The 23,874-nt window shown below is 71.6% G+C and carries 22 protein-coding genes; 11 read left to right on the top strand and 11 right to left on the bottom strand.

What is annotated here, in order from left to right; translation table 11 throughout:
* Nucleotides 1-86: 86 nt before the first annotated feature.
* On the bottom strand, nt 87-2,330 hold the full coding sequence (locus ACIF6F_RS31290; protein WP_399954538.1) for a transglycosylase domain-containing protein: 2,244 nt from the start codon (nt 2,328-2,330) through the stop codon (nt 87-89).
* A gap of 211 nt (nt 2,331-2,541) precedes the next feature.
* On the opposite strand from ACIF6F_RS31290, the gene ACIF6F_RS31285 reads away from it, so the two are divergent.
* The 5 genes from ACIF6F_RS31285 (at nt 2,542) to ACIF6F_RS31265 (ending at nt 7,497) form a co-directional block, all read left to right on the top strand.
* Nucleotides 2,542-3,480, top strand: a complete 939-nt coding sequence (locus ACIF6F_RS31285) for an SPFH domain-containing protein (protein ID WP_399954535.1) — start codon at nt 2,542-2,544, stop codon at nt 3,478-3,480.
* The gene (locus ACIF6F_RS31280) at nt 3,477-3,779 is read left to right on the top strand and encodes a hypothetical protein (protein ID WP_399954532.1); all 303 of its coding nucleotides are present in this window, start codon (nt 3,477-3,479) and stop codon (nt 3,777-3,779) included. Before ACIF6F_RS31285 ends, ACIF6F_RS31280 begins: the two co-directional genes overlap by 4 nt.
* Before the next feature lie 174 nt (nt 3,780-3,953).
* Nucleotides 3,954-4,478, top strand: a complete 525-nt coding sequence (locus ACIF6F_RS31275) for a PadR family transcriptional regulator (RefSeq protein ID WP_399954529.1) — start codon at nt 3,954-3,956, stop codon at nt 4,476-4,478.
* Nucleotides 4,475-5,161 (top strand): ABC transporter ATP-binding protein, encoded by a 687-nt coding sequence (locus tag ACIF6F_RS31270; RefSeq protein WP_399954526.1) that lies wholly within the window; start codon nt 4,475-4,477, stop codon nt 5,159-5,161. The genes ACIF6F_RS31275 and ACIF6F_RS31270 overlap by 4 nt, the downstream gene beginning before the upstream one ends.
* Entirely contained in the window at nt 5,158-7,497 is a 2,340-nt protein-coding gene (locus ACIF6F_RS31265; RefSeq protein ID WP_399954523.1) for an ABC transporter permease, read from the top strand. Before ACIF6F_RS31270 ends, ACIF6F_RS31265 begins: the two co-directional genes overlap by 4 nt.
* Nucleotides 7,498-7,508: 11 nt before the next feature.
* Here the strand turns inward: ACIF6F_RS31265 and ACIF6F_RS31260 are convergent, their stop codons facing one another.
* A complete protein-coding gene (locus ACIF6F_RS31260) occupies nt 7,509-8,456 on the bottom strand; it encodes a LysR substrate-binding domain-containing protein (protein ID WP_399954519.1) in 948 nt (315 codons plus the stop codon).
* Nucleotides 8,457-8,603: 147 nt separating this feature from the next.
* Here ACIF6F_RS31260 and ACIF6F_RS31255 point away from each other — a divergent pair, with 147 nt between their 5' ends.
* A complete protein-coding gene (locus tag ACIF6F_RS31255) occupies nt 8,604-9,158 on the top strand; it encodes a peroxiredoxin (protein WP_399954516.1) in 555 nt (184 codons plus the stop codon).
* Nucleotides 9,159-9,160: 2 nt separating this feature from the next.
* Nucleotides 9,161-9,697: an alkyl hydroperoxide reductase gene (locus ACIF6F_RS31250; RefSeq protein WP_399954513.1), complete on the top strand. Its 537-nt coding sequence runs from the start codon at nt 9,161-9,163 to the stop codon at nt 9,695-9,697.
* A 64-nt stretch (nt 9,698-9,761) separates the two neighbouring features.
* Here the strand turns inward: ACIF6F_RS31250 and ACIF6F_RS31245 are convergent, their stop codons facing one another.
* The 5 genes from ACIF6F_RS31245 to ACIF6F_RS31225 all read right to left on the bottom strand — a co-directional run bounded on the left by ACIF6F_RS31245 (nt 9,762) and on the right by ACIF6F_RS31225 (nt 15,436).
* Nucleotides 9,762-10,502, bottom strand: coding sequence for a hypothetical protein (locus ACIF6F_RS31245; RefSeq protein ID WP_399954510.1), 741 nt, complete (start codon nt 10,500-10,502; stop codon nt 9,762-9,764).
* On the bottom strand, nt 10,486-11,805 hold the full coding sequence (locus ACIF6F_RS31240; protein WP_399954507.1) for an AI-2E family transporter: 1,320 nt from the start codon (nt 11,803-11,805) through the stop codon (nt 10,486-10,488). Before ACIF6F_RS31240 ends, ACIF6F_RS31245 begins: the two co-directional genes overlap by 17 nt.
* A gap of 112 nt (nt 11,806-11,917) precedes the next feature.
* Nucleotides 11,918-12,604 (bottom strand): transglycosylase SLT domain-containing protein, encoded by a 687-nt coding sequence (locus ACIF6F_RS31235; RefSeq protein ID WP_399954504.1) that lies wholly within the window; start codon nt 12,602-12,604, stop codon nt 11,918-11,920.
* Between the two features lie 402 nt (nt 12,605-13,006).
* Nucleotides 13,007-14,323 (bottom strand): PhoH family protein, encoded by a 1,317-nt coding sequence (locus ACIF6F_RS31230; protein WP_399954501.1) that lies wholly within the window; start codon nt 14,321-14,323, stop codon nt 13,007-13,009.
* 351 nt (nt 14,324-14,674) lie between these two features.
* Nucleotides 14,675-15,436 carry an isoprenyl transferase gene (locus tag ACIF6F_RS31225; protein ID WP_399954499.1) on the bottom strand — a complete coding sequence of 254 codons (762 nt, stop codon included), beginning with the start codon at nt 15,434-15,436 and terminating at the stop codon, nt 14,675-14,677.
* Between the two features lie 124 nt (nt 15,437-15,560).
* On the opposite strand from ACIF6F_RS31225, the gene mgrA reads away from it, so the two are divergent.
* On the top strand, nt 15,561-16,598 hold the full coding sequence (gene mgrA / locus ACIF6F_RS31220) for an L-glyceraldehyde 3-phosphate reductase (RefSeq protein ID WP_399954496.1): 1,038 nt from the start codon (nt 15,561-15,563) through the stop codon (nt 16,596-16,598).
* A gap of 141 nt (nt 16,599-16,739) precedes the next feature.
* Here the strand turns inward: mgrA and ACIF6F_RS31215 are convergent, their stop codons facing one another.
* On the bottom strand, nt 16,740-17,471 hold the full coding sequence (locus ACIF6F_RS31215; RefSeq protein WP_399954493.1) for a prepilin peptidase: 732 nt from the start codon (nt 17,469-17,471) through the stop codon (nt 16,740-16,742).
* 168 nt (nt 17,472-17,639) lie between these two features.
* Between ACIF6F_RS31215 and ACIF6F_RS31210 the strand changes: the two genes are divergently transcribed.
* Together ACIF6F_RS31210 and ACIF6F_RS31205 are read left to right on the top strand one after the other, a co-directional pair.
* Nucleotides 17,640-17,993 carry a DUF192 domain-containing protein gene (locus tag ACIF6F_RS31210; RefSeq protein WP_399954490.1) on the top strand — a complete coding sequence of 118 codons (354 nt, stop codon included), beginning with the start codon at nt 17,640-17,642 and terminating at the stop codon, nt 17,991-17,993.
* A gap of 106 nt (nt 17,994-18,099) precedes the next feature.
* Nucleotides 18,100-18,711 (top strand): SMI1/KNR4 family protein, encoded by a 612-nt coding sequence (locus ACIF6F_RS31205; RefSeq protein WP_399954487.1) that lies wholly within the window; start codon nt 18,100-18,102, stop codon nt 18,709-18,711.
* Between the two features lie 141 nt (nt 18,712-18,852).
* Here the strand turns inward: ACIF6F_RS31205 and ACIF6F_RS31200 are convergent, their stop codons facing one another.
* Genes ACIF6F_RS31200 through ACIF6F_RS31190 form a run of 3 tightly spaced genes read right to left on the bottom strand, consistent with a single transcriptional unit; the run spans nt 18,853 to nt 21,951 of the window.
* Nucleotides 18,853-19,278, bottom strand: a complete 426-nt coding sequence (locus ACIF6F_RS31200; protein WP_399954484.1) for a DUF3592 domain-containing protein — start codon at nt 19,276-19,278, stop codon at nt 18,853-18,855.
* Between the two features lie 2 nt (nt 19,279-19,280).
* Nucleotides 19,281-19,892 (bottom strand): hypothetical protein, encoded by a 612-nt coding sequence (locus ACIF6F_RS31195; RefSeq protein ID WP_399954481.1) that lies wholly within the window; start codon nt 19,890-19,892, stop codon nt 19,281-19,283.
* Between the two features lie 22 nt (nt 19,893-19,914).
* Nucleotides 19,915-21,951, bottom strand: a complete 2,037-nt coding sequence (locus ACIF6F_RS31190) for a hypothetical protein (RefSeq protein WP_399954478.1) — start codon at nt 21,949-21,951, stop codon at nt 19,915-19,917.
* Nucleotides 21,952-22,332: 381 nt separating this feature from the next.
* Between ACIF6F_RS31190 and ACIF6F_RS31185 the strand changes: the two genes are divergently transcribed.
* A complete protein-coding gene (locus ACIF6F_RS31185) occupies nt 22,333-23,613 on the top strand; it encodes an extracellular solute-binding protein (protein ID WP_399954475.1) in 1,281 nt (426 codons plus the stop codon).
* Nucleotides 23,614-23,874: the final 261 nt, after the last annotated feature.

Here is a 23,874-nt window from a genome sequence, read left to right as displayed (position 1 = left end):
GGCCGGTCCCGTCACCGCCTCCCGTACGCCGGAGGGCGGCTCCCCTCGGGGAGCCGCCCTCCGGCGTGTCCGGCGTGTCCGGCGCGTCAGCCGCTGAGCCGCGCGCCGTCTTCCTGCGGCCTCTCGCCGTCGTCGTCCGAGGCGCTCGGGGACGGGTCGGGCTTGGGCTTGCTCGTCCGGGTCTTCGAGGGCGTCGGTTCCGGGTCCTTGTCCGACTTGCTCGGCTTGGGCGAGGGACCGTCGTCGTCGTGCTTCCTGGACCGGCTCGGCGACGGGCTCGGGTCGTCGTCCTTCTTGGAGCGGGTGGCGCTGGGCGTCGGGTCCGGGTCCTCGACGCGGCCCATGTCGGCGTCCTCCAGGTCGAAGGTGTCCGTGCTGACGCCCTGCAGGGCGGCGAGCGTGTACGCCTTCCAGATGTCAGCCGGGAAGCTGGAGCCGCCCGCGCGGCCGCCGCCGGCGGTGCCGGTCAGCGTGACCTGGGTGCCGGTGCCGGGCTCCTCGCCGAACATCGCGACGACGGTGACCAGCTCGGGGGTGTACGCGGTGAACCAGGCGGCCTTGTTGGACTCGGTGGTACCGGTCTTGCCCGCGGCCTCGTAGGCGCTGGAGGACACCGCGTTGGCGGAGCCGTTGCGGACCACGCCGGTGAGGACCTTGGTGACGGTGTCGGCGGTGGCGCGGGACAGCACCTGGCCGCCGATGGGCTCAAGCTCCTCGTAGGTGCGCTCGCTGTGCTTGGCGGCCTTGACGATCGACGGCGTGACCTTCTTGCCGTGGTTGTCGAAGGTGGCGTACACGGCGGCCATGTCGACGGTCGTGGACTGCATGGAGCCGAGGGCCATGGCCGGCCGCTCGACGAAGGCACCGCGGTCCTTCATGCCGAGGGACAGGGCGGTCTTCTTCACGGCCTTGGGGCCGACGTCCACGATCATCTGGGCGTAGACGGAGTTGACCGAGGAGTTGGTCGCCTTCTGGACGGTGATCCGCCTGCCGTAGTCCTGGTCGTCCTGGTTCTGCGGGGCGAAGGGGGTGTCGCTGCCGACGACCGGGCGGCGGCTGGTGCCGTCGTAGATGGTGTTCGGTGCGATCGGGCGGCCGTCCTGGGTGGTGGCGCCGTTCTCGATGGCGGAGGCGAGCACGATCGGCTTGAAGGTCGAGCCCGGCTGGTAGTCCTGCCGGGTCGCGTTGTTGATCCAGTGCTCCTGCTGGCCCCGGCCGCCGTACATCGCGACGATCCGGCCGGTCTTCGGGTCCACGGAGGTGGCGCCGGCCTGGACGGCGGCGTCGACCTTGCGGTCCTTGCGGTCGAGCTTGGACTCCAGCTCCTCCTCGACCGCGTTCTCCAGGGCGGCCTGCTTCTTCTTCTCGATGCTGAGGGTGATGTCCCAGCCGCCGGCCTTGATCTGGTCGTCCGTGATGCCCTGGCGGTTCAGCTCCGCCTCGGCGGCCTGGATCAGGTAGCCCTTCTGGCCGTCCATGCCGGAGGCGGGCTTGGGCTTGATCGGGACCGGGAACTGCATGCCGGCGCGCTTGCCGGGGTCCAGCTCGCCCATCTTGACCATGTTGTCGAGGACGTAGTTCCAGCGCTCCTTGGCGAAGGCCTTGCCGCGCTCGGTGGCGATGGCCCAGTCGTAGCCGTTGGGCGACTGGAGGAGCGCGGCGAGGTAGGCGCCCTGCTCCAGGGTGAGCTTGTCGGTGTTGACGCCGTAGTACGCCTGGGCCGCGGCCTGGATGCCGTACGCGCCCCGCCCGTAGTAGCTCGTGTTCATGTAGCCGGCGAGGATCTCCGGCTTCTTCATGCTGCGGTCGACCTTGAGGGCGATGACCAGTTCCTTGAGCTTCCGGGTGACCGTCTGCTCCTGGTTCAGGTAGTAGTTCTTGACGTACTGCTGGGTGATGGTCGAACCACCCTGCTTGCCCTTGCCGGTGACGGTGTTGAGGAGGCCGCGGCCGAGGCCCTTCACGTCCACGCCGTTGTCCTTCTCGAAGGACATGTTCTCCGCGGCGATGAACTCGTTCTGGATCGGCTTGGGGATCTGCTCGATGGAGAGGATGACGCGGTTGACCTCGCCGGTGCGCGCCATCACCGAGCCGTCGGACCACCGGTAGATGTTGCTCTGCAGGGTCGCCTGGTCGTTGGGCTGCGGCACGGGCAGGTAGAAGTAGAAGCCGATCAGCAGGCCCATGCCGACGAGGAGGGCCCCGAGGAGGGTGCCGAGCACCTTCTTCCACGTGAAGAACCGGCGTATGCCGCTCTTCTGGCCCCGGGTACGCGGCGCCCGTCGCGCCCCGCGCTGCTTCTGAGCGCGTCGCGCTTCTGCTCGGCCCATCGCTCCTGCTCCGCTCGTGTACCCCCGGTGTCAGCTCACGAAGCTAACACCGACGGAATGGACAAAGGTCGGCCAATCCGGTCTTTTCCGGACGTGAGAATGAGCACCCACCCCGATGGAACCGACGCATGGAGTGTGCGGGGGGTTGCTGTGAGCCAAAAAAGTGATATCACTTTGCTAAGCAGAGTGACCGATTGAAACGGGGCGGACCGTGACGAACACCAACGAACCGAACGACACCGCGGTGGACTCGGTCCTGCCCGACCCGGAGGTGCGCGAGTTCCCCGCGCACAGCGTCGGCGGCGGCACCGCACTGCTGTGCGGCCTGCTCGGGCTCACGGCCGGCGTCCTGCTCGTGGTGTTCGGCGCCACCGCGCTGACCGGCGGCGGCAAGGCGGCCGTGATCGTCGCGGGCGTCCTGCTGGCACTGATGGCCTTCGTGATGATGTGCGGCCTCAACTCCGTGGCTCCCGGCGAGGCCCGGGTGGTCCAGCTCTTCGGCCGCTACCGCGGGACGATCCGCACCGACGGCCTGCGCTGGGTGAACCCGCTGACCTCGCGGGAGAAGATCTCCACCCGGGTGCGCAACCACGAGACGGCCGTACTGAAGGTCAACGACGCGTACGGCAACCCGATCGAGCTGGCGGCCGTCGTGGTGTGGAAGGTCGAGGACACCGCGCAGGCCACCTTCGAGGTCGACGACTTCGAGGAGTTCGTCTCGGTCCAGGCCGAGTCCGCGGTCCGGCACATCGCCATCGAGTACCCGTACGACGCCCACGAGGACGACGTCCTCTCCCTGCGCGAGAACGCCGAGGAGATCACCGAGAAGCTGGCCGTCGAGCTGTCGGCGCGGGTCACCGCGGCGGGCGTGCGGATCATCGAGTCCCGCTTCACCCACCTCGCGTACGCCCCGGAGATCGCCTCCGCGATGCTCCAGCGGCAGCAGGCCGGCGCGGTGGTCGCGGCCCGGCGCCAGATCGTCGAGGGCGCGGTCGGCATGGTCGAGCTCGCCCTGACCCGGCTGGCGGAGGAGGACATCGTGGACCTGGACCCGGAGCGCAAGGCCGCGATGGTGTCGAACCTGATGGTCGTGCTCTGCGGTGACCGTGCCGCGCAGCCGGTCGTGAACACGGGCACCCTGTACCAGTGACCCCTCCAGGGAAGGACCCCGCCGCCGCACCCCCGCCGGATCCCGGCGGGAGCGGCCGGCCCGCGCGCGCCGCGGACCGGCCCGCCAGGGCGGCGCGGGCGGAGCGCAAGCAGGTGCTGCTGCGGCTGGACCCGCAGGTGTACGACGCGCTGGCGCGCTGGGCGGGCGACGAGCTCCGCTCGGCCAACGCCCAGATCGAGTTCCTGCTGCGGCGGGCACTGGCGGAGTCGGGGCGACTGCCCGGCGACGCGGCCCCCATCGCCCCCAGAGGGCGCCCCCGCAAGTCCCCCGATCCCTGACCCGAAGCCCCCTCGGCGTGCCGAGGGGGCTTCGCGCATGCCGTGCGCAGCCGGGTCCTGAGTCCCGTTCCGAACCGTGACACAACGCTCCGACCTGCACGGACAGCCCATCCACGCCAACCTATGCACCGGGTGTATACATCAAGGGTATACACCGCGTGTACAGTCGTCGGCATGTCCATCGGCCACACCCTCCTCGGCCTGCTAGAGGCCGGCCCACGTCACGGTTACGACCTCAAGCGCGCCTTCGACGAGAAGTTCGGGCACGACCGCCCGCTGCACTACGGGCAGGTCTACTCGACCATGTCCCGGCTGCTGAAGAACGGCCTCGTCGAGGTCGAAGGCATAGAGGCCGGCGGCGGCCCCGACCGCAAGCGCTACGCCATCACCGACGCCGGCATCACCGACGTCGAGGAATGGCTCGCCCAGCCGGAGAAGCCCGAGCCGTACCTCCAGTCGACCCTCTACACCAAGGTCGTCCTCGCGCTCCTCACCGGACGCAGCGCCGCCGACCTCCTCGACACGCAGCGCGCGGAGCACCTCCGCCTCATGCGCATCCTCACCACCCGCAAGCGCAAGGGCGACCTCGCCGACCAGCTCGTCTGCGACCACGCCCTGTTCCACCTCGAAGCGGACCTGCGCTGGCTGGAACTCACCGCCGCCCGGCTCGACCAGCTCGCCCAGGAGGTACGCCGATGAACCCCGCCGGCTCCCTGCTCACCGCCACCGACCTGCGCAAGGCGTACGGGCCCACCAACGCCCTCGACGGCGCCGCCTTCTCCATCCACCCCGGCGAGGTCGTCGCCGTCATGGGCCCCTCGGGCTCCGGCAAGTCGACCCTGCTGCACTGCCTGGCCGGCATCGTCACGCCCGACTCCGGATCCATCACCTATGCGGGCCGGGAACTGACCGACATGAGCGACCGCGAGCGGTCCGCCCTGCGCCGCAGCGAGTTCGGCTTCGTCTTCCAGTTCGGCCAGCTCGTCCCCGAGCTGACCTGCGTCGAGAACGTGGCCCTCCCCCTCCGGCTCAACGGCGCCAAGCGCAGGGAGGCCGAGCGCACCGCCCTGGAGTGGATGGCGCGCCTGGAGGTGGACGGCCTCAAGGACAAGCGCCCCGGCGAGGTCTCCGGCGGCCAGGGCCAGCGCGTCGCCGTGGCCCGCTCCCTCGTCACCGGCCCCCGCGTGCTCTTCGCCGACGAGCCCACCGGCGCCCTCGACTCCCTCAACGGCGAGCGCGTGATGCACCTGCTCACCGAGGCCGCCCGGTCCACCAACGCGGCCGTGGTCCTGGTCACGCACGAGACCCGGGTCGCCGCGTACTCCGACCGCGAGATCGTCGTACGGGACGGCCGCTCCCGCGACATGGAGCGCGTCATATGAGCCTCCGCACCTGGTCCCAGGACCTCCGGATGGGCGCCAGGTTCGCCCTCGGCGGCGGCCGCGAGGGCTGGACCCGCACCCTCCTCACCGCCGTCGGCGTCGGCCTGGGCGTGGCCCTGCTCCTGGTCACCACCGCCCTCCCCAGTGCCCTCCAGGCCCGGGACGTGCGCTCCGACGCGCGCAGCACGTTCACCGCTCCCACGGCGGAGGCACCCGGCCCCGGCACCCTGCTCGTCGCCGAGGCGGACTCCACGTTCCGCGAGTACGACGTCTACGGCCGCCAGCTCCAGCCCGAGGGCCCGGACGCCCCCCTGCCGCCCGGCCTGAAGAGCTTCCCCGGCACCGGCGAGCTCGCCGTCTCCCCCGCCCTCGCCGAGCTGCTGAAGTCCTCCGAGGGCAGGCTGCTGCGCGAGCGCCTCAACGGGACGATCGTCTCCGTCATCGGCGACGAGGGCCTGATCGGCCCCAACGAACTCGCCTTCTACCAGGGCCAGGACAGGCTCCAGCCGGACGGCACCCACATCAAGCGGGTCACCGGCTTCAAGAACGACGCCGTGCCCGAGCCGCTCGACCCCATCCTCACCCTCCTCCTGACCATGGTCTTCGTGGCCCTGCTGATGCCGGTGGCCGTGTTCATCGCCGCGGCCGTCCGCTTCGGCGGCGACCGCCGCGACCGCCGGCTGGCGGCCCTGCGGCTGGTCGGCGCCGACGGCCGGATGACCCGCCGCATCGCCGCGGGCGAGGCGGCCACGGGCTCCGTGCTCGGGCTCGGCCTGGGCGCCGTCTTCTTCCTGTTCGTACGGCACTTCGCCGGCGAGGTCACGCTCATGCAGCGCAGCGTCTTCCCCGCCGACCTCAACCCGACCCTGTGGCTCGCGGCCCTGGTCGCCGTGGCGGTACCGGCCGCGGCCGTCGCCGTCACCCTGCTCGCCCTGCGGGGCGTGGTGATCGAGCCGCTCGGGGTGGTCCGTACCGCCAAGCCGGCCAGGCGCCGCATCTGGTGGCGCCTGCTGATGCCCCTGGGCGGGCTCGCCCTGCTCGTCCCGCTGATGGGACGGGGCAACGAGGAGGGGCAGTTCAACCAGTGGCAGGTCATCGGCGGTGTCGTCCTGCTGCTGGTCGGCATCACGGCGCTGCTGCCCTGGCTGGTCGAGAAGACCGTGGCCCGCCTCGGTGGCGGCGGGGTCTCCTGGCAGCTGGCCGTACGCCGCCTCCAGCTCGGCAGCAGCACCGCGGCCCGCCTGGTCAACGGCATCGCCGTGGCCGTCGCCGGCGCCATCGCGCTCCAGATGCTGTTCGCCGGCGTCGAGGGCGAGTACACCAGGGACACCGGTCAGGACACGCGGCGGGCGGCCGTCTCCGTACACATCCCGTCCGGCAGCGAGTCGGCCCGCCGGGCCGACGGCATCGCCCGGGAACTGGGCTCGATCGAGGGCGTCACCAGGTCGACGCCGCTGAGCACCTCCGACCTCGCCCTCAAGGCCAAGGACCCGGAGCAGAGCGCGTCCCTGACCGTCGGAACCTGCGCGGCCCTGAGCGAACTCGCGACGCTGCCCTCCTGCAAGGACGGCGACACCTTCGTGCTCCAGGGCGGGGACACGTACGGCACCGACATCTCCGCGCTCACCGTGCCGGGCACCCGTCTGTTCGCCGGGCCCGTCTACGGCGACGACCCCGCCGCGCACCAGGCGGTGCGGTGGACCCTGCCGAAGGACGCCCGTCCCGCGCCCTCGCGCAAGGACCCCACGGGCGTCATGCGCTCCGGTGTGCTGGCCACCCCCAAGGCCGCGCCGAAGAACCTGGGCGACCGCCTGTACACCACCGTGTACGTCCAGATCCCGCCCGGGAACCCGGACGCGCTGGAGCGGGTCCGCACCAAGGTCTTCCTGACGGACCCGATGATGACCGCCTTCACGGCCGTCGCCACCCAGCAGTCCAACCGCTTCGCCACCATCCGCACCGGCCTCTTCATCGGCGCCACGGGCGTGCTGGTGCTGATCGGCGCGAGCATGCTGGTCTCGCAGCTGGAGCAGCTGCGGGAGCGCAGGAAGCTGCTGTCGGCCCTGGTGGCCTTCGGCACCCGCCGCTCCACGCTCAGCCTGTCGGTGCTCTGGCAGACGGCGGTGCCGATCGGCCTGGGCCTGCTGCTGGCCACCGCGACCGGCCTCGCGCTGGGCGCCGTACTGATGCGGATGACGAACGTCGCCGTGTCGGTCGACTGGGCCTCGGTGGCCGCGATGACGGGCATCGGCGCCGGCGTGGTGCTGCTGGTGACCGCGCTCAGCCTGCCGCCGCTGCTGCGGCTGATGCGGCCGGACGGCCTCCGCACCGAATAGGGGCGGAGTGCCTAGTCCGTGAGCCAGACCGGCAGGGGGCGGACCGCCTCCCGCAGGGCCGCCGCCAGTTCGGTGAACTCCCCCTGCCGCGCCGTCCCGGTGCGCATCGCGAAGGCGATCCGCCGGGACGGCGCCGGTTCGGCGAAGTACCCCGTGGACAGGTACTCGTTGCGGGTGGTCTCCAGCCGCAGGGCGGTGCGCGGCAGCAGCGTCACCCCGAGCCCGCCGGCCACCAGCTGGACCAGTGTGGAGAGCCCGGCGGCCGTGGTGGTGACCGCGGCGCCCTCCTCCCGGCCCGCCTCGCGGCAGATGTCGAGGGCCTGGTCGCGCAGGCAGTGGCCCTCGTCGAGCAGCAGCAGGTTCAGTCCGCGCAGCTCCTCGCGGGGGATGTCGCGGCGGCCGGCCAGTTCGTGGTCGCGCGGCGCGACGAGTACGAAGTCCTCGTCGAACAGCGGGATCTCGGTGACCCCGGGCACGCCGAGGGGCACCGCGAGCAGCAGCAGGTCGAGCCGGCCCCCGGCCAGCCCGTCGAGCAGCGAGGCGGTCTGCTCCTCGTGGACCTGGAGGTCGAGGCGCGGGTAGCGCCGGTGGATCAGGGAGAGGACGGTGGGCAGCAGGTACGGCGCAACCGTCGGGATCACCCCGAGGCGCAGTGCGCCGGTGAAGGGCGCGCGGACCGCCTCCGCCTCCTCCATCAGCCCGCCGACCGCGTCGAGCACGGTCCGGGCCCGGGCGGCGATGCGTTCCCCGGCGGGCGAGAGCAGCACCTTGCGGGTGGTCCGCTCCAGCAGCCGGACGCCGAGCGCCTCCTCCAGCGCGGAGACGGCGCCGGACAGGGCCGGCTGGCTCATTCCGATCGCCGCGGCGGCGTCGCGGAAGTGCAGGTGCTCGGCCACGGCCGCGAAGGCGCGCAGCTGTGCGAGCGTGGGAGCTTTGGGTCCTCTATTACCGACAGCCACTGATAGGTACCTCCGATCACCATCGTAGAGCTTGGCTATTTCTGCAATCAATGCAGCTGTGCCAGCATGTGAGATCCGTCCAACCCTCACGGAAGACCCCATTCCGCCCCACAAGGGCCGGGGCCTTCCCTCCCGCAAGGAGTGCATGTGCTCACCGTCGGTGACAAGTTCCCCACGTACGATCTGACCGCCTGCGTCTCGCTGGAGGCCGGCCAGGAGTTCGCGCAGATCGACCACAAGACCTACGAGGGCAAGTGGCGCGTGGTGTTCTTCTGGCCGAAGGACTTCACCTTCGTCTGCCCGACCGAGATCGCCGCGTTCGGCAAGCTGAACGACGAGTTCCTCGACCGCGACGCGCAGATCCTGGGCGTCTCCGGCGACTCCGAGTTCGTGCACCACGCCTGGCGCAAGGACCACGCCGACCTGCGTGACCTGCCCTTCCCGATGCTGGCCGACTCCAAGCACGAGCTCATGCAGGCCTGTGGCGTGCAGGGCGAGGACGGCTTCGCGCAGCGCGCCGTCTTCATCGTCGACCAGAACAACGAGATCCAGTTCTCGATGGTGACCGCCGGTTCCGTGGGCCGTAACCCCAAGGAGGTCCTCCGGGTCCTCGACGCCCTGCAGACCGACGAGCTGTGCCCCTGCAACTGGACCAAGGGCGAGGACACCCTCGACGCCGGCAAGCTCCTGGCCGGTGAGTGAGCATGGCCCTCGATGAGCTGAAGGCCGCCGTACCGGACTTCGCCAAGGACCTGAAGCTGAACCTCGGTTCGGTCATCGGCAACCAGGACGCCCTCACCGAGCAGCAGCTCTGGGGCACCGTCCTGGCCTGCGCGATCGCCTCGCGCTCGCCGAAGGTCCTGCGCGAGCTGGAGCCCGAGGCCAAGGCGAAGCTCAAGTCCGAGGCGTACACGGCCGCCAAGTCGGCCGCCGCCATCATGGCGATGAACAACGTCTTCTACCGCACCCGCCACCTGCTCTCCGACCCGGAGTACGGCACGATGCGGGCCGGTCTGCGGATGAACGTCATCGGCAACCCGGGCGTGGACAAGGTCGACTTCGAGCTGTGGTCCCTCGCCGTCTCCGCGATCAACGGCTGCGGCCAGTGCCTCGACTCCCACGAGCAGGTGCTGCGCAAGGCGGGCGTGGACCGCGAGACGATCCAGGAGGCCGTCAAGATCGCCGCGGTGATCCAGGCCGTGGGCGCCACCCTCGACGCCGAGGCCGTGCTCGCCGAGTAGCGGACCCCCGCAACGCCGGACCCCCGCCGCCGCCCTGAGGCGGCAGCGGGGGTCCGGTGCGTCTTCAGTCCTGCTTCTCCTTCTGCCGCAGCACGTCCAGCAGGGCCCGGGCGTCCTCGATCATCGCCGCCTTGACCGAGGTGTCGTCGAGCGGGTCCTTCGGCTGTTCCCCCGAAGGCTCCTCGGAGGACCAGTTCCAGTTGGTGGCGGTCTCCACCACCAGGACGGCACCGCCGTCCACCACCCTCAGCTGCGGCCCGCGGTAGTCGCCGCCGCTGAACATGACCGCGTTCTCCCCCAGCCCCGGCACCTGCTCGGGCGTGGCCGGCTCCAGGCCGCCCCACCGCATGTCCTCGGAGTCCGCGTCGAACTCCGGTTCCGGGTCGGTCTTCTTGTGCAGCGTGAGGGTGAAGTAGGCCTCGTACGAGCGCGACCAGCCGTTCTTCGGCTCCTTCTCCTGCCCCATCAGCGTGCACGTGAACCGGTCGACCGCCGGGTGCTCGTTCTCCCGCCGGATGGTCCGCTCCGTCAGGTTGCCCATCAGCCCGGTCAGGGCCTTCGGCTTCACCTCGTCGCACAGGTTCAGCGGCGTCCGGTACGCGATCACCGGCGCCTCCGGCTCCCCCGAGCCGTAGACGTACAGGCCGCCCGCCCACACCGCGGACGCTGCCGCGGCACCGCCCAGTGCCCACAGCCACCGGGCCGCCGGGCGCCGCCCGCGCGCCGGCGGCGGCTCGGGCTCCGCCGTGCCGGACCCGCCGCGCTGGTCCTCGTATCCCCCGTCGAGCTCAGGCTCGGATATCACCGTTCGTTTCCCCCTGGTCGGCCGGAGCCGCGACGATCGCCGTCGCCCCGTGGGGGCCCGGACCGATCCGCAGCTCTTGTTCCCGGGAGAACGCCCGCAGGTAGACGACCACCGTGTTCGTGACCGCGACCAGCGGGACCGCGACCACCGCGCCCCCGATCCCGGCGATCATCCCACCCGCCGCGACCGACAGCACCACCGCCAGCGGGTGCACGCGCACCGCCCGGCCGAGGATGAACGGCTGGAGGACGTGGCCCTCGATCTGCTGCACGGCGAGGACGACGAGCAGCACCATCAGGGCGGTGAACACGCCCTGCGTCACCAGCGCCACGAGCACCGCGAGGGCACCCGAGATCACCGCGCCGACGAGCGGGATGAAGGCGAAGAGGAAGATGAACACGGCCAGCGGCACGGCCATCGGGACATCGAGGAAGTAGAGGCCGAGGCCGATGAAGATGGCGTCGATCAGAGCCACGATCACGGTGCCGCGCACGTACGCCGTGAGGGTCCGCCAGGCGCGCGGGCCGGCGCCCGCGACGCCGGGCCGGGCGATGGCCGGCACCAGGCCGAGGGTCCACTGCCAGATGCGGCGGCCGTCGTAGAGCAGGAAGAGCGTGGAGAACATCGCGAGCAGGATGCCGGTGAGCGCCTCGACCACCACCGTCACGCCCTGGAGACCGGCCGAGGTGATCTCGTCGGTGTTGGTGGTGATGGTCTCCTGGAGGTTCTTCGCGATGTCGTTGATCTGCTTCTCGGTGACGTGGAACGGGCTGTCCAGCGCCCAGCGCTTGAGCTCGTCGATGCCGTCCCTGACCCGGTCGCCGAGGTCGTCGAGGTTCTCCATGACCTGCCAGACGACGAACCAGCCGACCAGCCCGATCACGACGAAGCCGAGCACCGCGGTCACCGCGGTGGCCAGGCCCCGGGGCAGCCCGGCCCGGCGCAGCCGTACGACGAAGGGCTGGAGCAGCGCAGTGACCAGGAGGGCGGCGGCGAAGGCCAGGACCACGAGGCGGACCTCGGCGATCACCCGCATCAGCACCCAGAGCATCGCGGCGACCAGCAGCAGCCGCCAGCTGACCTCGGCGGCCACGCGCACGCCCCACGGGACGACGCCGGCCGGCTCGGGCCGCACCTGGCCGGACGCGTGGGCGGCGGCCTCGGGCGGCGGCACGGGGCCGGAGCCCACCGGGCCGTCCCCCTCCGTCTCCGCCGCGACCTCCGCCCGGCGCTCGTCGAGTGCCGCTTCCACCCGGTCCAGGCCCTTGCCCAGCCTGCTGAGCCACCCTGGCTTCTTCGACATCTCGATCCCTTCCCCCCGCCCGTGAGCACGATCCCGCTCGACCGTACACGCGCACAGCCCCCCACCGAAGAACGGTGAGGGGCTGCGACGGATCCCTGGGCGGGCGGGCGGCCTAGTACCAGCCGTTGGCCTGCCAGAAGCTCCACGCTCCACACGGGCTGCCGTAGCGGACGTTCATGTAGTTGAGGCCCCACTCGATCTGCGTGGCGGGGTTGGTGCGCCAGTCGGCACCGGCCGAGGACATCTTCGAGCCGGGCAGCGCCTGCACGAGACCGTAGGCACCGGACGACGGGTTCTGCGCCCGGTAGTTCCACGTCGACTCGTGGTTGACGATGTTGCTGAAGCACTGGAACTGGCCGGCGCCCACGATCTGACGGGCCATCGCCTTGACCTGCGCGACCGTGTAGGAGCTCTGCGGCGCGAACGAGTCGGCGTCACGCGTGGCGGAGCGGCTGGCCGCTTCCTTGGCCTCGCGCTCCTCCTTCGCCTTCTCCTCGGCGGCTTCCTTCTTCGCCTTGGCGTCCTTGGCCGCCTGGATGCGCGCGGCTTCCTCGAGGGACTTCTTGGCGTCCGCGTCGGCCGCGCCGGCGAGGGCGTCGGCCTGCTGCGTCAGGGACGCAGTCTGGACCTGGGCCTGGTCGCCGAGCGGGATGTCGGTGAGGAGAGTCGTGCCGGCAGCGGTCGTCTCGAGGTCGCTCGAGGGCTGGGTGTCGCCCGCGGCGACTCCCACGACTGCACCGACGGTGGTGACCGCGGTGGCAGAGGCCACTGCGAATCCCCGGACCGAGATCCGACTCACACGGGTTCCTTCCAGCAGCGTCGCGGCGTGACCTCGCGATGCATGAGCGCCCCTGGCGCTGGCCTCCGCTTGCGATGGTCACTGGAGGCGCGGGCCCGTGGGCAACTCCCCTGGGAGGAGTGCCACATGGTGCTTCCGGGCGGCATACGGCGTCGTCTGTTGAGTTGTTGCCGTGCTGTGCAACTCCTGGGAGGTACACGGGTGCCGTATGCGGGGCCTGACGGAAGCAAGACTCTGCCGGAGGTGGACGGCGCAAGGCAATTCCCCGTTACGTGTGAAAGCTCACATCAGGCATGACGCGGAAGGTTTTTGGAAACCCCTGTGCGACACGGCGCCGCCCGGCTAGGCTCCTGTGCCTTTGCCGGGCGGCGCCAACTGGCTGTCCGTTTTAACCGGTTACGGTCAGATCGTCTCCAGCATCTCGGTCACCAGGGCCGCGATCGGCGAGCGCTCCGACCTGGTCAGGGTGATGTGCGCGAAGAGCGGATGCCCCTTCAGCTTCTCGACCACGGCGACCACTCCGTCGTACCGGCCGACCCTCAAGTTGTCGCGCTGGGCGACGTCATGAGTCAGGACAACCCGGGAGTTCGCCCCGATACGGGACAGAACGGTCAGCAGGACGTTGCGCTCCAGCGACTGCGCCTCGTCCACGATGACGAACGCGTCGTGGAGCGAGCGGCCCCGGATGTGGGTGAGCGGCAGCACCTCCAGCATGCCGCGGCCCAGCACCTCCTCGATCACCTCGCGCCCGGCCACCGCCGAGAGCGTGTCGAAGACCGCCTGCGCCCAGGGGCTCATCTTCTCGGCCTCGGTGCCGGGGAGGTACCCGAGGTCCTGGCCGCCCACGGCGTACAGCGGCCGGAAGACCATCACCTTCTGGTGCTGGCGGCGCTCCAGTACGGCCTCCAGGCCCGCGCAGAGCGCCAGCGCCGACTTGCCGGTGCCGGCCCGGCCGCCCATCGACATGATGCCGACGTCCGGATCCAGCAGCAGGTCCAGTGCGATGCGCTGCTCGGCGCTGCGGCCGTGGATGCCGAAGGCCTCGCGGTCGCCCCGTACCAGCCGGACGTTGCCGTCGGCCGTGACGCGGCCCAGGGCCTTGCCCCGCTCGGACTGGAGGACCAGTCCGGTGTGCACGGGGAATTCGGCCGCCTCCGGCACGTACAGGCGCTCCTCGGAGAAGAGGAGGTCGACCTGCTCGCCGGAGAGCGCGAGCTCGCTCATGCCGGTCCAGCCGTCGCCGGTGATGGCCAGCTCCGCGCGGTACTCCTCGGCGAGCAGGCCGACCGAGGAGGCCTTGATGCGGAGCGGCAGGTCCTTCGACACGACCGTGACGTCGTACCCCTCGGCCTGGAGGTTGCGGGCGACCGCGAGGATCCGCGAGTCGTTGTCCCCGAGCCTGAAGCCGGCGGGCAGGACGCCCGGGTCGGAGTGGTTGAGCTCGACACGCAGGGAGCCGCCCAGGTCCCCCAGCGGAATGGGGGCGTCGAGCCGGCCGTACCGGACGCGGAAGTCGTCGAGCAGGCGGAGGGCCTGACGCGCGAAGTATCCGAGTTCGGGATGGTGCCGCTTCGCCTCCAGCTCGGTGATCACGACGATCGGGAGGACGACCTCGTGTTCGTCGAAGCGGGAGAAGGCGTGCGGGTCGGCCAGCAGGACGCTGGTGTCGAGAACGTAGGTGCGCCTGTCGGGCGTGCGGCGCTTTGTGCTGGTCACCACGGAAGGACGTACCCCCTCGAGTGAGGTCGGGCCATGAAGACCGGACCGGTCATCGGCCGCAATGCCAGGGCCGATTTCCGGCCCTCCGCTTCGTACGTGCGGTCCGCACGCGCGTCCTGGTGCAAAGGGCCTCCCGGGCGGACGGCCCGGTGCCGTCCGCTGAGACTCGACGCCCGTGGATCGGGCGTCGACCTGGTTGGGATATTCCCTCGAACACGGGGTGCCATGCCATGGCATATGACGGACGCGGGGTGAATCCCAGGTGAAGGCCTTGCGTGGATGCGCTGGTGGGGGCGCGGTGGATCCCGGTGGCGCCGGGGGCCGTGGTGGCCGTGGCGGGCCGAGAGGCCGTCAGGTGCCGTAGCGCCGGTGGCGGGCCGCGTAGTCGCGCAGCGCCCGCAGGAAGTCGACCTTGCGGAAGGCCGGCCAGAAGACCTCGCAGAAGTAGTACTCGGAGTGGGCGCTCTGCCAGAGCATGAATCCGGACAGGCGCTGCTCGCCGCTGGTGCGGATCACGAGGTCCGGGTCCGGCTGGCCCCGGGTGTAGAGGTGCTCGGAGATGTGGTCGATGTCGAGCTTCTCGGCGAGCTCCTCGAAGGAGGTGCCCTTGTCCGCGTGCTCCAGCAGGAGGGAGCGGACCGCGTCGGCGATCTCCTGGCGGCCGCCGTAGCCCACGGCGACGTTGACGAGTATCCCGTCGACCCCGTGCGTGGCCTCCTCGGCCTCCTTCAGCACGGCCTGGGTCTGCGCGGGCAGGATGTCGAGGTTGCCGACGTGGTGGACGCGCCAGCGGCCGTCGGCGGCGAGGCCGCGGACGGTGTTCTCGATGATGTTCAGCAGCGGGCGGAGCTCGACCTCGGGACGGTCCAGGTTGTCCGTGGACAGCATCCACAGGGTGACGACCTCGACGTCGGTCTCGTTGCACCAGCCCAGGAGCTCGGAGATCTTGTCCGCGCCCGCCTGGTGGCCCTGCTCGGTGGTGCCGCCGGAGGCCTTGGCCCACCGGCGGTTGCCGTCGAGGATGACGCCGATGTGCTTGGGCACCGCAGCGTGATCCAGGCGGCCCTCCACGCGGCGTGCATAGAGTCGGTACACCAGGTCGCGCAGATTCACGTTCTTCCAGCCCCTCCGTGCCAAGACCCCGTGCGAATCGCTTCCCCCGACTGCGCCACATTACTGCGCCCCGGGAGGGGCGGCCCAACCCGGGATGTCACAAGTCCGTGATAGGGAGGACAACGTGACTGATAACAATCCCTATCGGGCAGCAGCAGAGCGGTACGACTCGATGGAGTACCGCCGCACGGGCCGCTCCGGCCTCAAGCTCCCCGCCATCTCCCTGGGCCTCTGGCACAACTTCGGCGACGACCGTTCGCTGGAATCCCAGCGGGCCATCCTGCGCCGCGGCTTCGACCTCGGCGTCACGCACTTCGACCTGGCGAACAACTACGGACCGCCGCCCGGCTCGGCCGAGCTGAACTTCGGCAAGATCTTCGCCCAGGACTTCGCCGCGTACCGCGACGAGCTGGTGGTCTCCACCAAGGCCGGCTACCTGATGCACCCCGGCCCGTACGGCGAGTGGGGCAGCCGCAAGTACCTGCTCAACTCGCTCGACGCCTCGCTCCGCCGGATGGGGCTCGACCACGTCGACATCTTCTACTCGCACCGCTTCGACCCGGAGACCCCGCTGGAGGAGACCATGGGCGCCCTCGCGTCCGCGGTCCAGCAGGGCAAGGCGCTGTACGTCGGCGTCTCCTCCTACACGGCGGAGCAGACCCGCGAGGCCGCCGGCATCCTGCGCGAGATGGGCGTGCGCGCGCTGATCCACCAGCCCTCCTACTCCATGATCAACCGCTGGACGGAGGAGGACGGCCTGCTCGACACCCTGGAGGAGGCGGGCATGGGCTGCATCTCCTTCGCACCGCTGGCCCAGGGCCTGCTCACCGGCAAGTACCTCAAGGGCATCCCGGCGGGCTCCCGCGCCACCCAGGGCAAGTCCCTCAACCCGGACCTGATCTCGGACGAGGTGCTGCGCCGGCTCAACGGCCTGAACGAGATCGCCGCCCGCCGCGGCCAGTCGCTGTCCCAGCTGGCCCTGAACTGGGTGCTGCGCGACGAGCGGATGACCTCGGCCCTGATCGGCGCGTCCAGCGTGTCGCAGCTGGAGGAGAACGTCGCGGCGCTGTCCGGCGCGCCCCTGACGGAGGAGGAGCTGAAGGAGATCGACTCCTTCGCCGTCTCCACCCCGGGCACCAACATCTGGGCCCAGCGCGGCTGACCACCCGCTGACCTGGGGTTTCCCGGAACCCGTCCGGAAACGGAAAACGGGCCGGTCCGTGGGGGGGATACGGACCGGCCCGAGGGGGGGGTTCCACCATAACCCTTCGTAAAGCGTGCTGCGTGCATTGCCGCGACACGATTACGCTCCGAGTCCGCCCAGGAGCAGTCCGGTGAACGCCCCGGCGGCCATGAAGGGACCGAACGGCAGGGCCGTCTTACGGCCCGCCCGGCCCCGCAGCACAAGGGCGAGGCCGTAGATCCCGCCGTAGAGGAAGCCGAGGAAGGCTCCGACGAGCAGTACCCCCCACCCGTACCACCCAAGAGCGACCCCCAGGGCGAGCGCCAGCTTGACGTCCCCGAATCCCATGCCGTTCGGGTTGATCAGGAACAGCAGGAAGTACGCCGCCCCCAGCACCAGCCCGCCCAGCAGGCCGCCCCGCCAGGACCCGGCGGCCCCCGGCGTCAGCGCGGCGGCCCCCAGCAGCGCCGCGGCCCCGGCGGCCAGCGGCAGCGTCAGCACGTCCGGCAGCCGGTGCACCGCCCGGTCCACCAGCGCCAGCAGCACGGCCATCGGTGCGAGCAGCACCCACACCGCGGCCTCCGGCACGGTCCCGGCGGCCCAGGCCAGCGCCCCGCACACCGCACCGGTGAGCACGGCGACCCGCACCGGGTGCGGCCCGTACGGGACGCCGGCGCAGCGGGCCGTACCCAGCCAGCCACCGGCCCGGCCGGTGAGCGGATGGCCCTGCGGGCAGGCGGCGCGCCAGGGCTCGCCCGGCTCGACGGCGAGCCGGTAGGCGGCGCGCGGCAGCACGAGCCCGGCGGCGGCGCCGTAGCCGACGGCGGCGAGGGTGATCAGGAGTGCGAGCACGCCCCCGACCCTAGGGAGCCCCTGGGCCCGGGTCATGGGCCCGTGGACCCATTCGCGGCAGGGCCCGCGGGGCCTAGCCTGGGCCGCGCACCCGCACGGCCCGGGCTGCGGGTGGCCCCGGGCACCACAGGTGGGTGGCCCGGAGGCACGGCTGGGAAGGGGACGCGGATGGCACGGCGCTGGCAGGACGGCAAGGGGACGCTGACGGTGGACGGCCTGGATGTGCCGGTCGAGATCGCCGCCTCCTACCGCGCCCGCACCCGGGGGCTGCTCGGGCGGGACGGGATCGAGGGGGCGCTGCTGCTGACCCCCGCGGGGAGCATCCACACCTTCCGGATGCGGTTCGCCATCGACGTGGCGTACCTCGACCGGGACCTGCGGGTCCGCGCGGTGCGTACGATGCGGCCCGGACGCCTGGGCCTGCCCCGGCCGCACTCCCGTCACGTGCTGGAGGCGGAGGCGGGACAGATGGCCCGCTGGGGGCTGCGGCCGGGCGTCACCGTGGAACTGCACCAGGTCTGAGCGGGACGCCGCGGCCGGGGCGACCACGGGCCGGACACCCCCCGGGCGGGGGCGGGGCGCACGGTAGGTTGGACCGGTTGGGCTCGGGCTGTGGTGGGGAGCGGTCGTGACGGAGAACGCGCAGGTGGCGGCGCTTGAGCGGCTGATGCCCGCGGTACACGGCGCCGACGAGGAGATCGACTGGGCGGCCGCGGAGGCCGCCTGGGGCACCCGCTTCCCGGCCGACTACGTCGCCTTCATGGCCCGCTTCGGCGCGGGCGGCATCAACGGCGAGGCGAGCGTCCTGCTGCCGCTGGCCAAGCGCGGCCCGCAGTGGGACCCGGACCAGATGGCGGAGGAGACCGCCAACGCCCGCGCCCAGTGGGCCGTGCTCGGCGGACGGGCCGCCTTCGAGGCGGACCCCGCGCACATCCTGGCCTGGGGGGTCACCGGCGGCTCGGACATACTCTGCTGGCTCACCTCCGACCCGGACCCGGACCGCTGGCCGGTGTTGGTGTGCGGGCGGCACACGGCCGAGGTGTTCGCGCTCCACCCCTACGGGATGGCGGAATTCCTGTGCCGCCTGTTCTCCGACGAGTTCGAGGTCAATCCGGTGTCCCTGGTGTTCTGGGACAGCGAGCGGCCCCAGAGCTTCGTGAACTGGCGCGAGGAGCAGCGCCGCTGGCTCGCGGGGCTCAATCCGCAGACGGGCGAGCCGGACCCGTACGCGGGGCGCTGAGGGGCCGTAAGGGGAGCGGGCGGCCGCCAAGGGAGGCGGGACGGTCCGTAAGAGGGCGGGGCGGTCCCGTAAGGGGGGCGCCGAGGGCCCGTACGCCGGCCCCCGCGCCCCGCGGGCATCCCGTACGCGTCCCCGCCCGGTCTACTCGCCGCCGATGAGCACCGTCAGCGTCCCGGAGAGCAGGGCCGCGAGGCCGCAGCCCACCGTGATCACCGCCGCCTGGCGTACGGGCGACCAGCCGGCCCCCCGCCCCGCGATGGTGGCGGTGCGCTCCGGGTCGGCCGGGTCGTAGGTGACGGTGACCGGGTCGCCGGTGCCCGTGGTCCAGGGGGCCAGGTCCCGGAACTCGACCTCCCGCCCGTCCTCCGCGGTCCGGAAGCGGAAGAAGTGCTCCCGGGCGTCGGTGTCCGAGTGGGTGACCACCCGGGCGCACTCCCCGGGCACCCGGACCCCGTGCCGCACGGTGCGCAGCACGGTCGCCAGGCGGCGCCCGTACGTCACGGCGACGACGGCGAAGAGCAGCGTCATCGCGCCGAAGAAGAGGTAGCCGCCGCCCGGGACCCGCACGCTCAGCGCACCTCGACGCTCTTGACGACGGCGGCCAGCTCGGACCCGCTGCGCGCGGCCTTCACGGTGTCCACGCGGACCGCGAACGACTGCCCCTTCGAGTCCAGGCCGGTGAGGATCAGCCCGGCGACCCGGGTGCCCTTGGGAGGTCCGCCGGGCGCGCCCGTGGCGGTGAACTCGAAGTCGATGCGCTTGGCCGCGCCGGTGCCCGCGAGCTCGATGTCGCGGGTGCCCTGGAGGGTGGAGCCGAGCTGGATGCCGGCCTCGGCGCCGATCGCGGCCTCCTCTACGGAGTCGGCGTTCGTGAAGTTCATCCGGATGCTGATCACCGCATCCTTGTGGCCGGACCGCTCGCGCACAGCCGTGGGCCCGTCCTTCGCGGCCTCCTCGCGGTAGCCGTCGGGCCCCTTGGGGTACGCGACGCTGACGGTGGGCGTCCTGAGGGTGCCCCAGCCGTCCGGGACCACGGCCTGCGGGCCGGCGCCGCCGCCCCCGCCGCCGCTCCCGCCCCCGCTCCCGCCGGCCGTGCCGCAGCCGGCGATCATCGCGGCCGCCGCGAGGGCCGTGGCGGCCGTCCTGGCGGTCTTCCATCGGGTTCCGGTCGTGCTGCTCACGCGTGCCCGCCCCTCTCCTCGGTCAGTTCGCACAGTAGCTGTAGGGGACGTAGCCGCGGGTGCCGTTGCGGGGTGCGCCCAGGAACTCGGCCTCGTTCAGCACCTCCTCCTTCTTCTCGGTGTTCACCGAGAAGCCGAGGCTGAGGCCCAGGTTGAGCTCGAAGCCGTACTCCGCGGCGTCGGTGGTGCCGGTGTAGCGGGTCCGGCTTGAGCGGCCCTTGTCGAAGAGCAACTGCCCGAAGGGGTCGTCGGGGCCGGGCCGGGTGGTGGGGGCCCGGTCTCCGAAGAGGTAGAGGAAGGGCGCCGCGTTGTCGCCGCGGCCGTCGAGCCAGGCCTGGGCGAGGGCCCGGTCGGCCGCGCCCTTGGGGCCGGGCTCGAAGCTGATCGAGTTGGTGATCACCTGGATGCCGGTGGTGTTGTTCGTGCCCTTCACGCCGGCGCTGCCGCCGCGCTTGTCGTCGTCCTTCTTGCCGTTGTCGCCGCCGCCCTTGACCCCGTCCTTGGTGCCGCCCTCCTCGATGGTCTGGGTCATGTCGATGCGGATCAGCTCGCCGGTCTTCTTGTCGTACGTGACGGTCAGCGCGCCGGTGCGGACGGTGGTGGCGCCCGCCTCGCCGCTGAGCCCGCCCGCCTCGTACCCGACCTTGGTGCCGTACTCCAGGGCGGCGGTGTACGTGTAGGACTTGGTGCCCTTGAAGTCGTTGTCGGTCCAGGTGGCCTCGGGCGAGAACTTGAAGTTGCCTCCGAGGGTGGCGCTGAGCTTCTTCTCGTCGGCGGCGGAGAGCTTCAGGCCTGCGCCGGCGGAGAGTTCGAGGCCGACCTTGCCGTAGCCGATGTGGCGGTCGCCGAGCTTCTCCTCGACGCGCTTGCGGATGCGCTCCTCCTCGGCGAGCGGGCCCTTGCCGAAGATGGCGAGGATGCCGTTGCCGAGGCTGGCGTCGGCGCCGCCGGGGGACTTGCGCATCGTCTCGTACATCTTGAGCTTTTCCAGGTCGTCGCGGAACCGGGCGGCCTCCTCGGGGCTGCGGAAGACCCAGGTGTCGCCGTTGGTGACCTTGATGCCGGCGCCGAGTTCGACCTTGTCGGCACCGAACCTGCCGACCTTCATACCGGGCTTGAAGTCCTTCTTCAGGGCGGCGGACGCGGCGTCCGTGAAGGTCACGAAGACGTACTGGTCCCTGCCGTCGATCACCCCGTCGCCGTTGACGTCCTCCTTGGCCTGGAAGACCTGCTGCTGGAAGCCGTACTCCTGGCCCCACTCGAAGAACAGCACCTTGGCCTTGGAGCCGGCCTTGTCGGTGACGCTGGAGAGCTGGCACAGCGGGGGTTCGAAGTCGGCGTCGGTCAGCGGGGGTCCGCCGGCCTGGTTCCCGCCGCCCGCGCAGCCGCCCGTACCGCCGCCGAGGGCGCCGACCGCGCAGAGCAGGCGGGTGGTGAGGGAGCCGCCGATGCCGGCGGCCCCGATGCCGAGGACCAGGGCGCCGACGAGCAGGACGGAGCCGAGGTACTCCATGGCGGTGGCGCCGCGGTCGTACGGGGAGCGGCCGTACGGGGGGCGGCCGTACTGGGTTCCTCCGTACGGAGAGCGCCGGCCGGCGTACGGGCCTCCGGCGGCGCGGTCGGTGCCGGGCTCGGGGTCGGGCTCGCGCAGCCGGGCCACCGCGACGCCCGTGGCGGTACCGGCCGCGACCACGGCGCAGGACATCAGCACGCCCTCGACGCCCGCCCGGTCCCGCTGGATGGCCAGGTTCAGCACCTGGGCGACGGCCGGCACGGCGCAGGCGGCCAGCAGGTGGCGGCCCCGGTGGTGGCGGTGCGGGGCCGGATGGGCGGCGGCCGCGGCCCAGGCGGCGAGCGCCACGCAGACCGCGTTGGGCAGGTGGAGCAGGAGCAGCCGCCCGCCGAAGCCCGCCAGCCGGTCCGGGTCGGCGAAGGTCCCGTAGATCCAGCCGACTTGCACGTACTCGGTGAGGCACAGGACGAGCAGTCCCGCGACCCAGGCCCGTACGAGCGCCGCTCCCGCGCCGCTCCGGTACGGGACCTCCGTGGTCCCCCGCATCCGACCGCCCTCCCCTGCCGTACCCGGAAACTGCGCAGCAGCGTCGCCCGGGCGGAAGCGGAACGCGCGGGCCCGTGGGCCCAAGACGGGGCCCAGAGGGCGGCTGGGCCCGGGTGTGGGCCCCTGGGCCGCGCTCCGCCGGCCCGGCGGACAAACGGGATGCAACGGCGGTCTACGCGCGTGGGAATTGTCGATCAGATGTCGGAAAACACCAGTAGGAATTCGGCCAGTTGGGGCAACCCCCACACCTGCGGTCCGAAAGGCCGGATCCCGCCGAATACGGGAGAGAATTCCGGGCGCAACGGGACACCGAGGGACACGGCAGCCCCGGGCAACCCACAACCAAGAACCGGAACCAAAGAATTTCAGGGGTTTTCGACCGTGCGACGAAGAATCTTCGGCGTGGCCGCTTCGGCGGCCGCGCTCGGCCTGCTCAGTACCCTCACCGCCTGCGGCGGTTCCGCCGGCACCGGCGACGACGTCGTCCTCCACCTGGTGGCCGCCGAATACGGCGACTCCCCCGGCACCAGCGCCAAGCCCTTCTGGGACAAGGTGACCGCCGCCTACCGCGAGCGGCACCCCGGCACCCGCGTCGAGGTGGAACTGCTGCCCTGGGCGAGCATCGACCGCGAGGTGACCCGCCGGGTCGCCGACGGCGACGCCCCCGACATGGCGCTGATGGGCGCGTACTCCGACTTCGCGGCCCAGGACAAGCTGTACGAGGCGAGCGAGCTGCTGTCGGTGTCGGCGGAGGCGAACTTCCTGCCGCCGCTGGCGGAGGCCGGGTCGGTGGGGAACCGGCTGTACGGGCTGCCCTTCGTGGCCAGCAGCCGGCTGCTGTTCTACAACGAGGAGCTCTTCGACAAGGCGGGCATCGAGCCGCCGCAGACGTGGAAGGAGCTGAAGAAGGCCGCCAAGGCCCTCAAGGACGACGGCGTGGCGTACCCGTACGCGCTGCCGCTCGGCCCGGAGGAGGCCCACGCCGAGGCGATGATCTGGGAACTGAGCAACGGCGGCGGCTGGGCCAACAACGGCGGCGGCTACGCCATCGCCTCCGAGGCCAACACCCAGACCTTCGTCTGGCTCCGGGACAACCTCGTCGGCGAGGGCCTCACCGGCCCCGTCGCCCCCGGCAGGCTGAACCGCAAGGACGCCTTCGCGGCCTTCCTGCGCGGCGAGGTCGGCATGCTGAACGGATATCCCTCGCTCGCGCACGAGGCGAAGGCGAAGGGAATTCCCGTCGGCACCGTGGAAATGCCGGTGGCGGACTGGCTGCCCAAGGGCGAGACCCCGCCCACCATGGGCGTCGCGGACTGGATGATGGCGTTCAAGCAGAACGGCAACCGCGAAGCCGTCGGCTCGTTCCTCGACTTCCTCTACGAGGACAGGAACCTCAACGAGTTCGCGAGCCGGTACCACCTGCTGCCGTCGACCACCACGGCCACCCGCGCCTCGAAGGACGCGGCGGCCGACGAGGTGGACCAGGACTTCCTCACCGCGCTGCTCGGGGCCCAGCTCTACCCCGTCAACGAGCCGTCCTGGATGAAGGTCAGCGACACGATCAAGCACAACATCGGCCGCGCGGTCGCCCCGGGCTCCGACCCGAAGGCCGTGCTGGAGGACATCGCGGAGCAGGCCCGCGGCACCGCCAAGAAGAAGTAGGACGACTGACGGTCCGCTCCTCCGGCCCTCCGGCCCCCGGTCCGCCGGTCCTCCGGTCCTCCGCTCCTCCGGTCCGTCGGTCCGTCGGGACACCACCCGCACGTCTCCCCGTACCACGTGCGCAAGGTCCCGCCCGGACAGGACTTCGGACCCGTGCCGCGGCCACCCCCGACGCGGCAGCATGGACCCCGCGGCGTCGATCCGACGCCCAGGCGGTCGTCGCCCGCACCGCGCCCACAAGGCGCCCGCGGGCCGACCCGC

Source organism: Streptomyces sp. NPDC086023 (assembly GCF_044540325.1).
In the GTDB taxonomy this organism is placed as follows: Bacteria; Actinomycetota; Actinomycetes; order Streptomycetales; family Streptomycetaceae; genus Streptomyces.
Note: the sequence above shows the minus strand (reverse complement) of the source record. Positions and strands in the feature narration are given on the sequence as shown.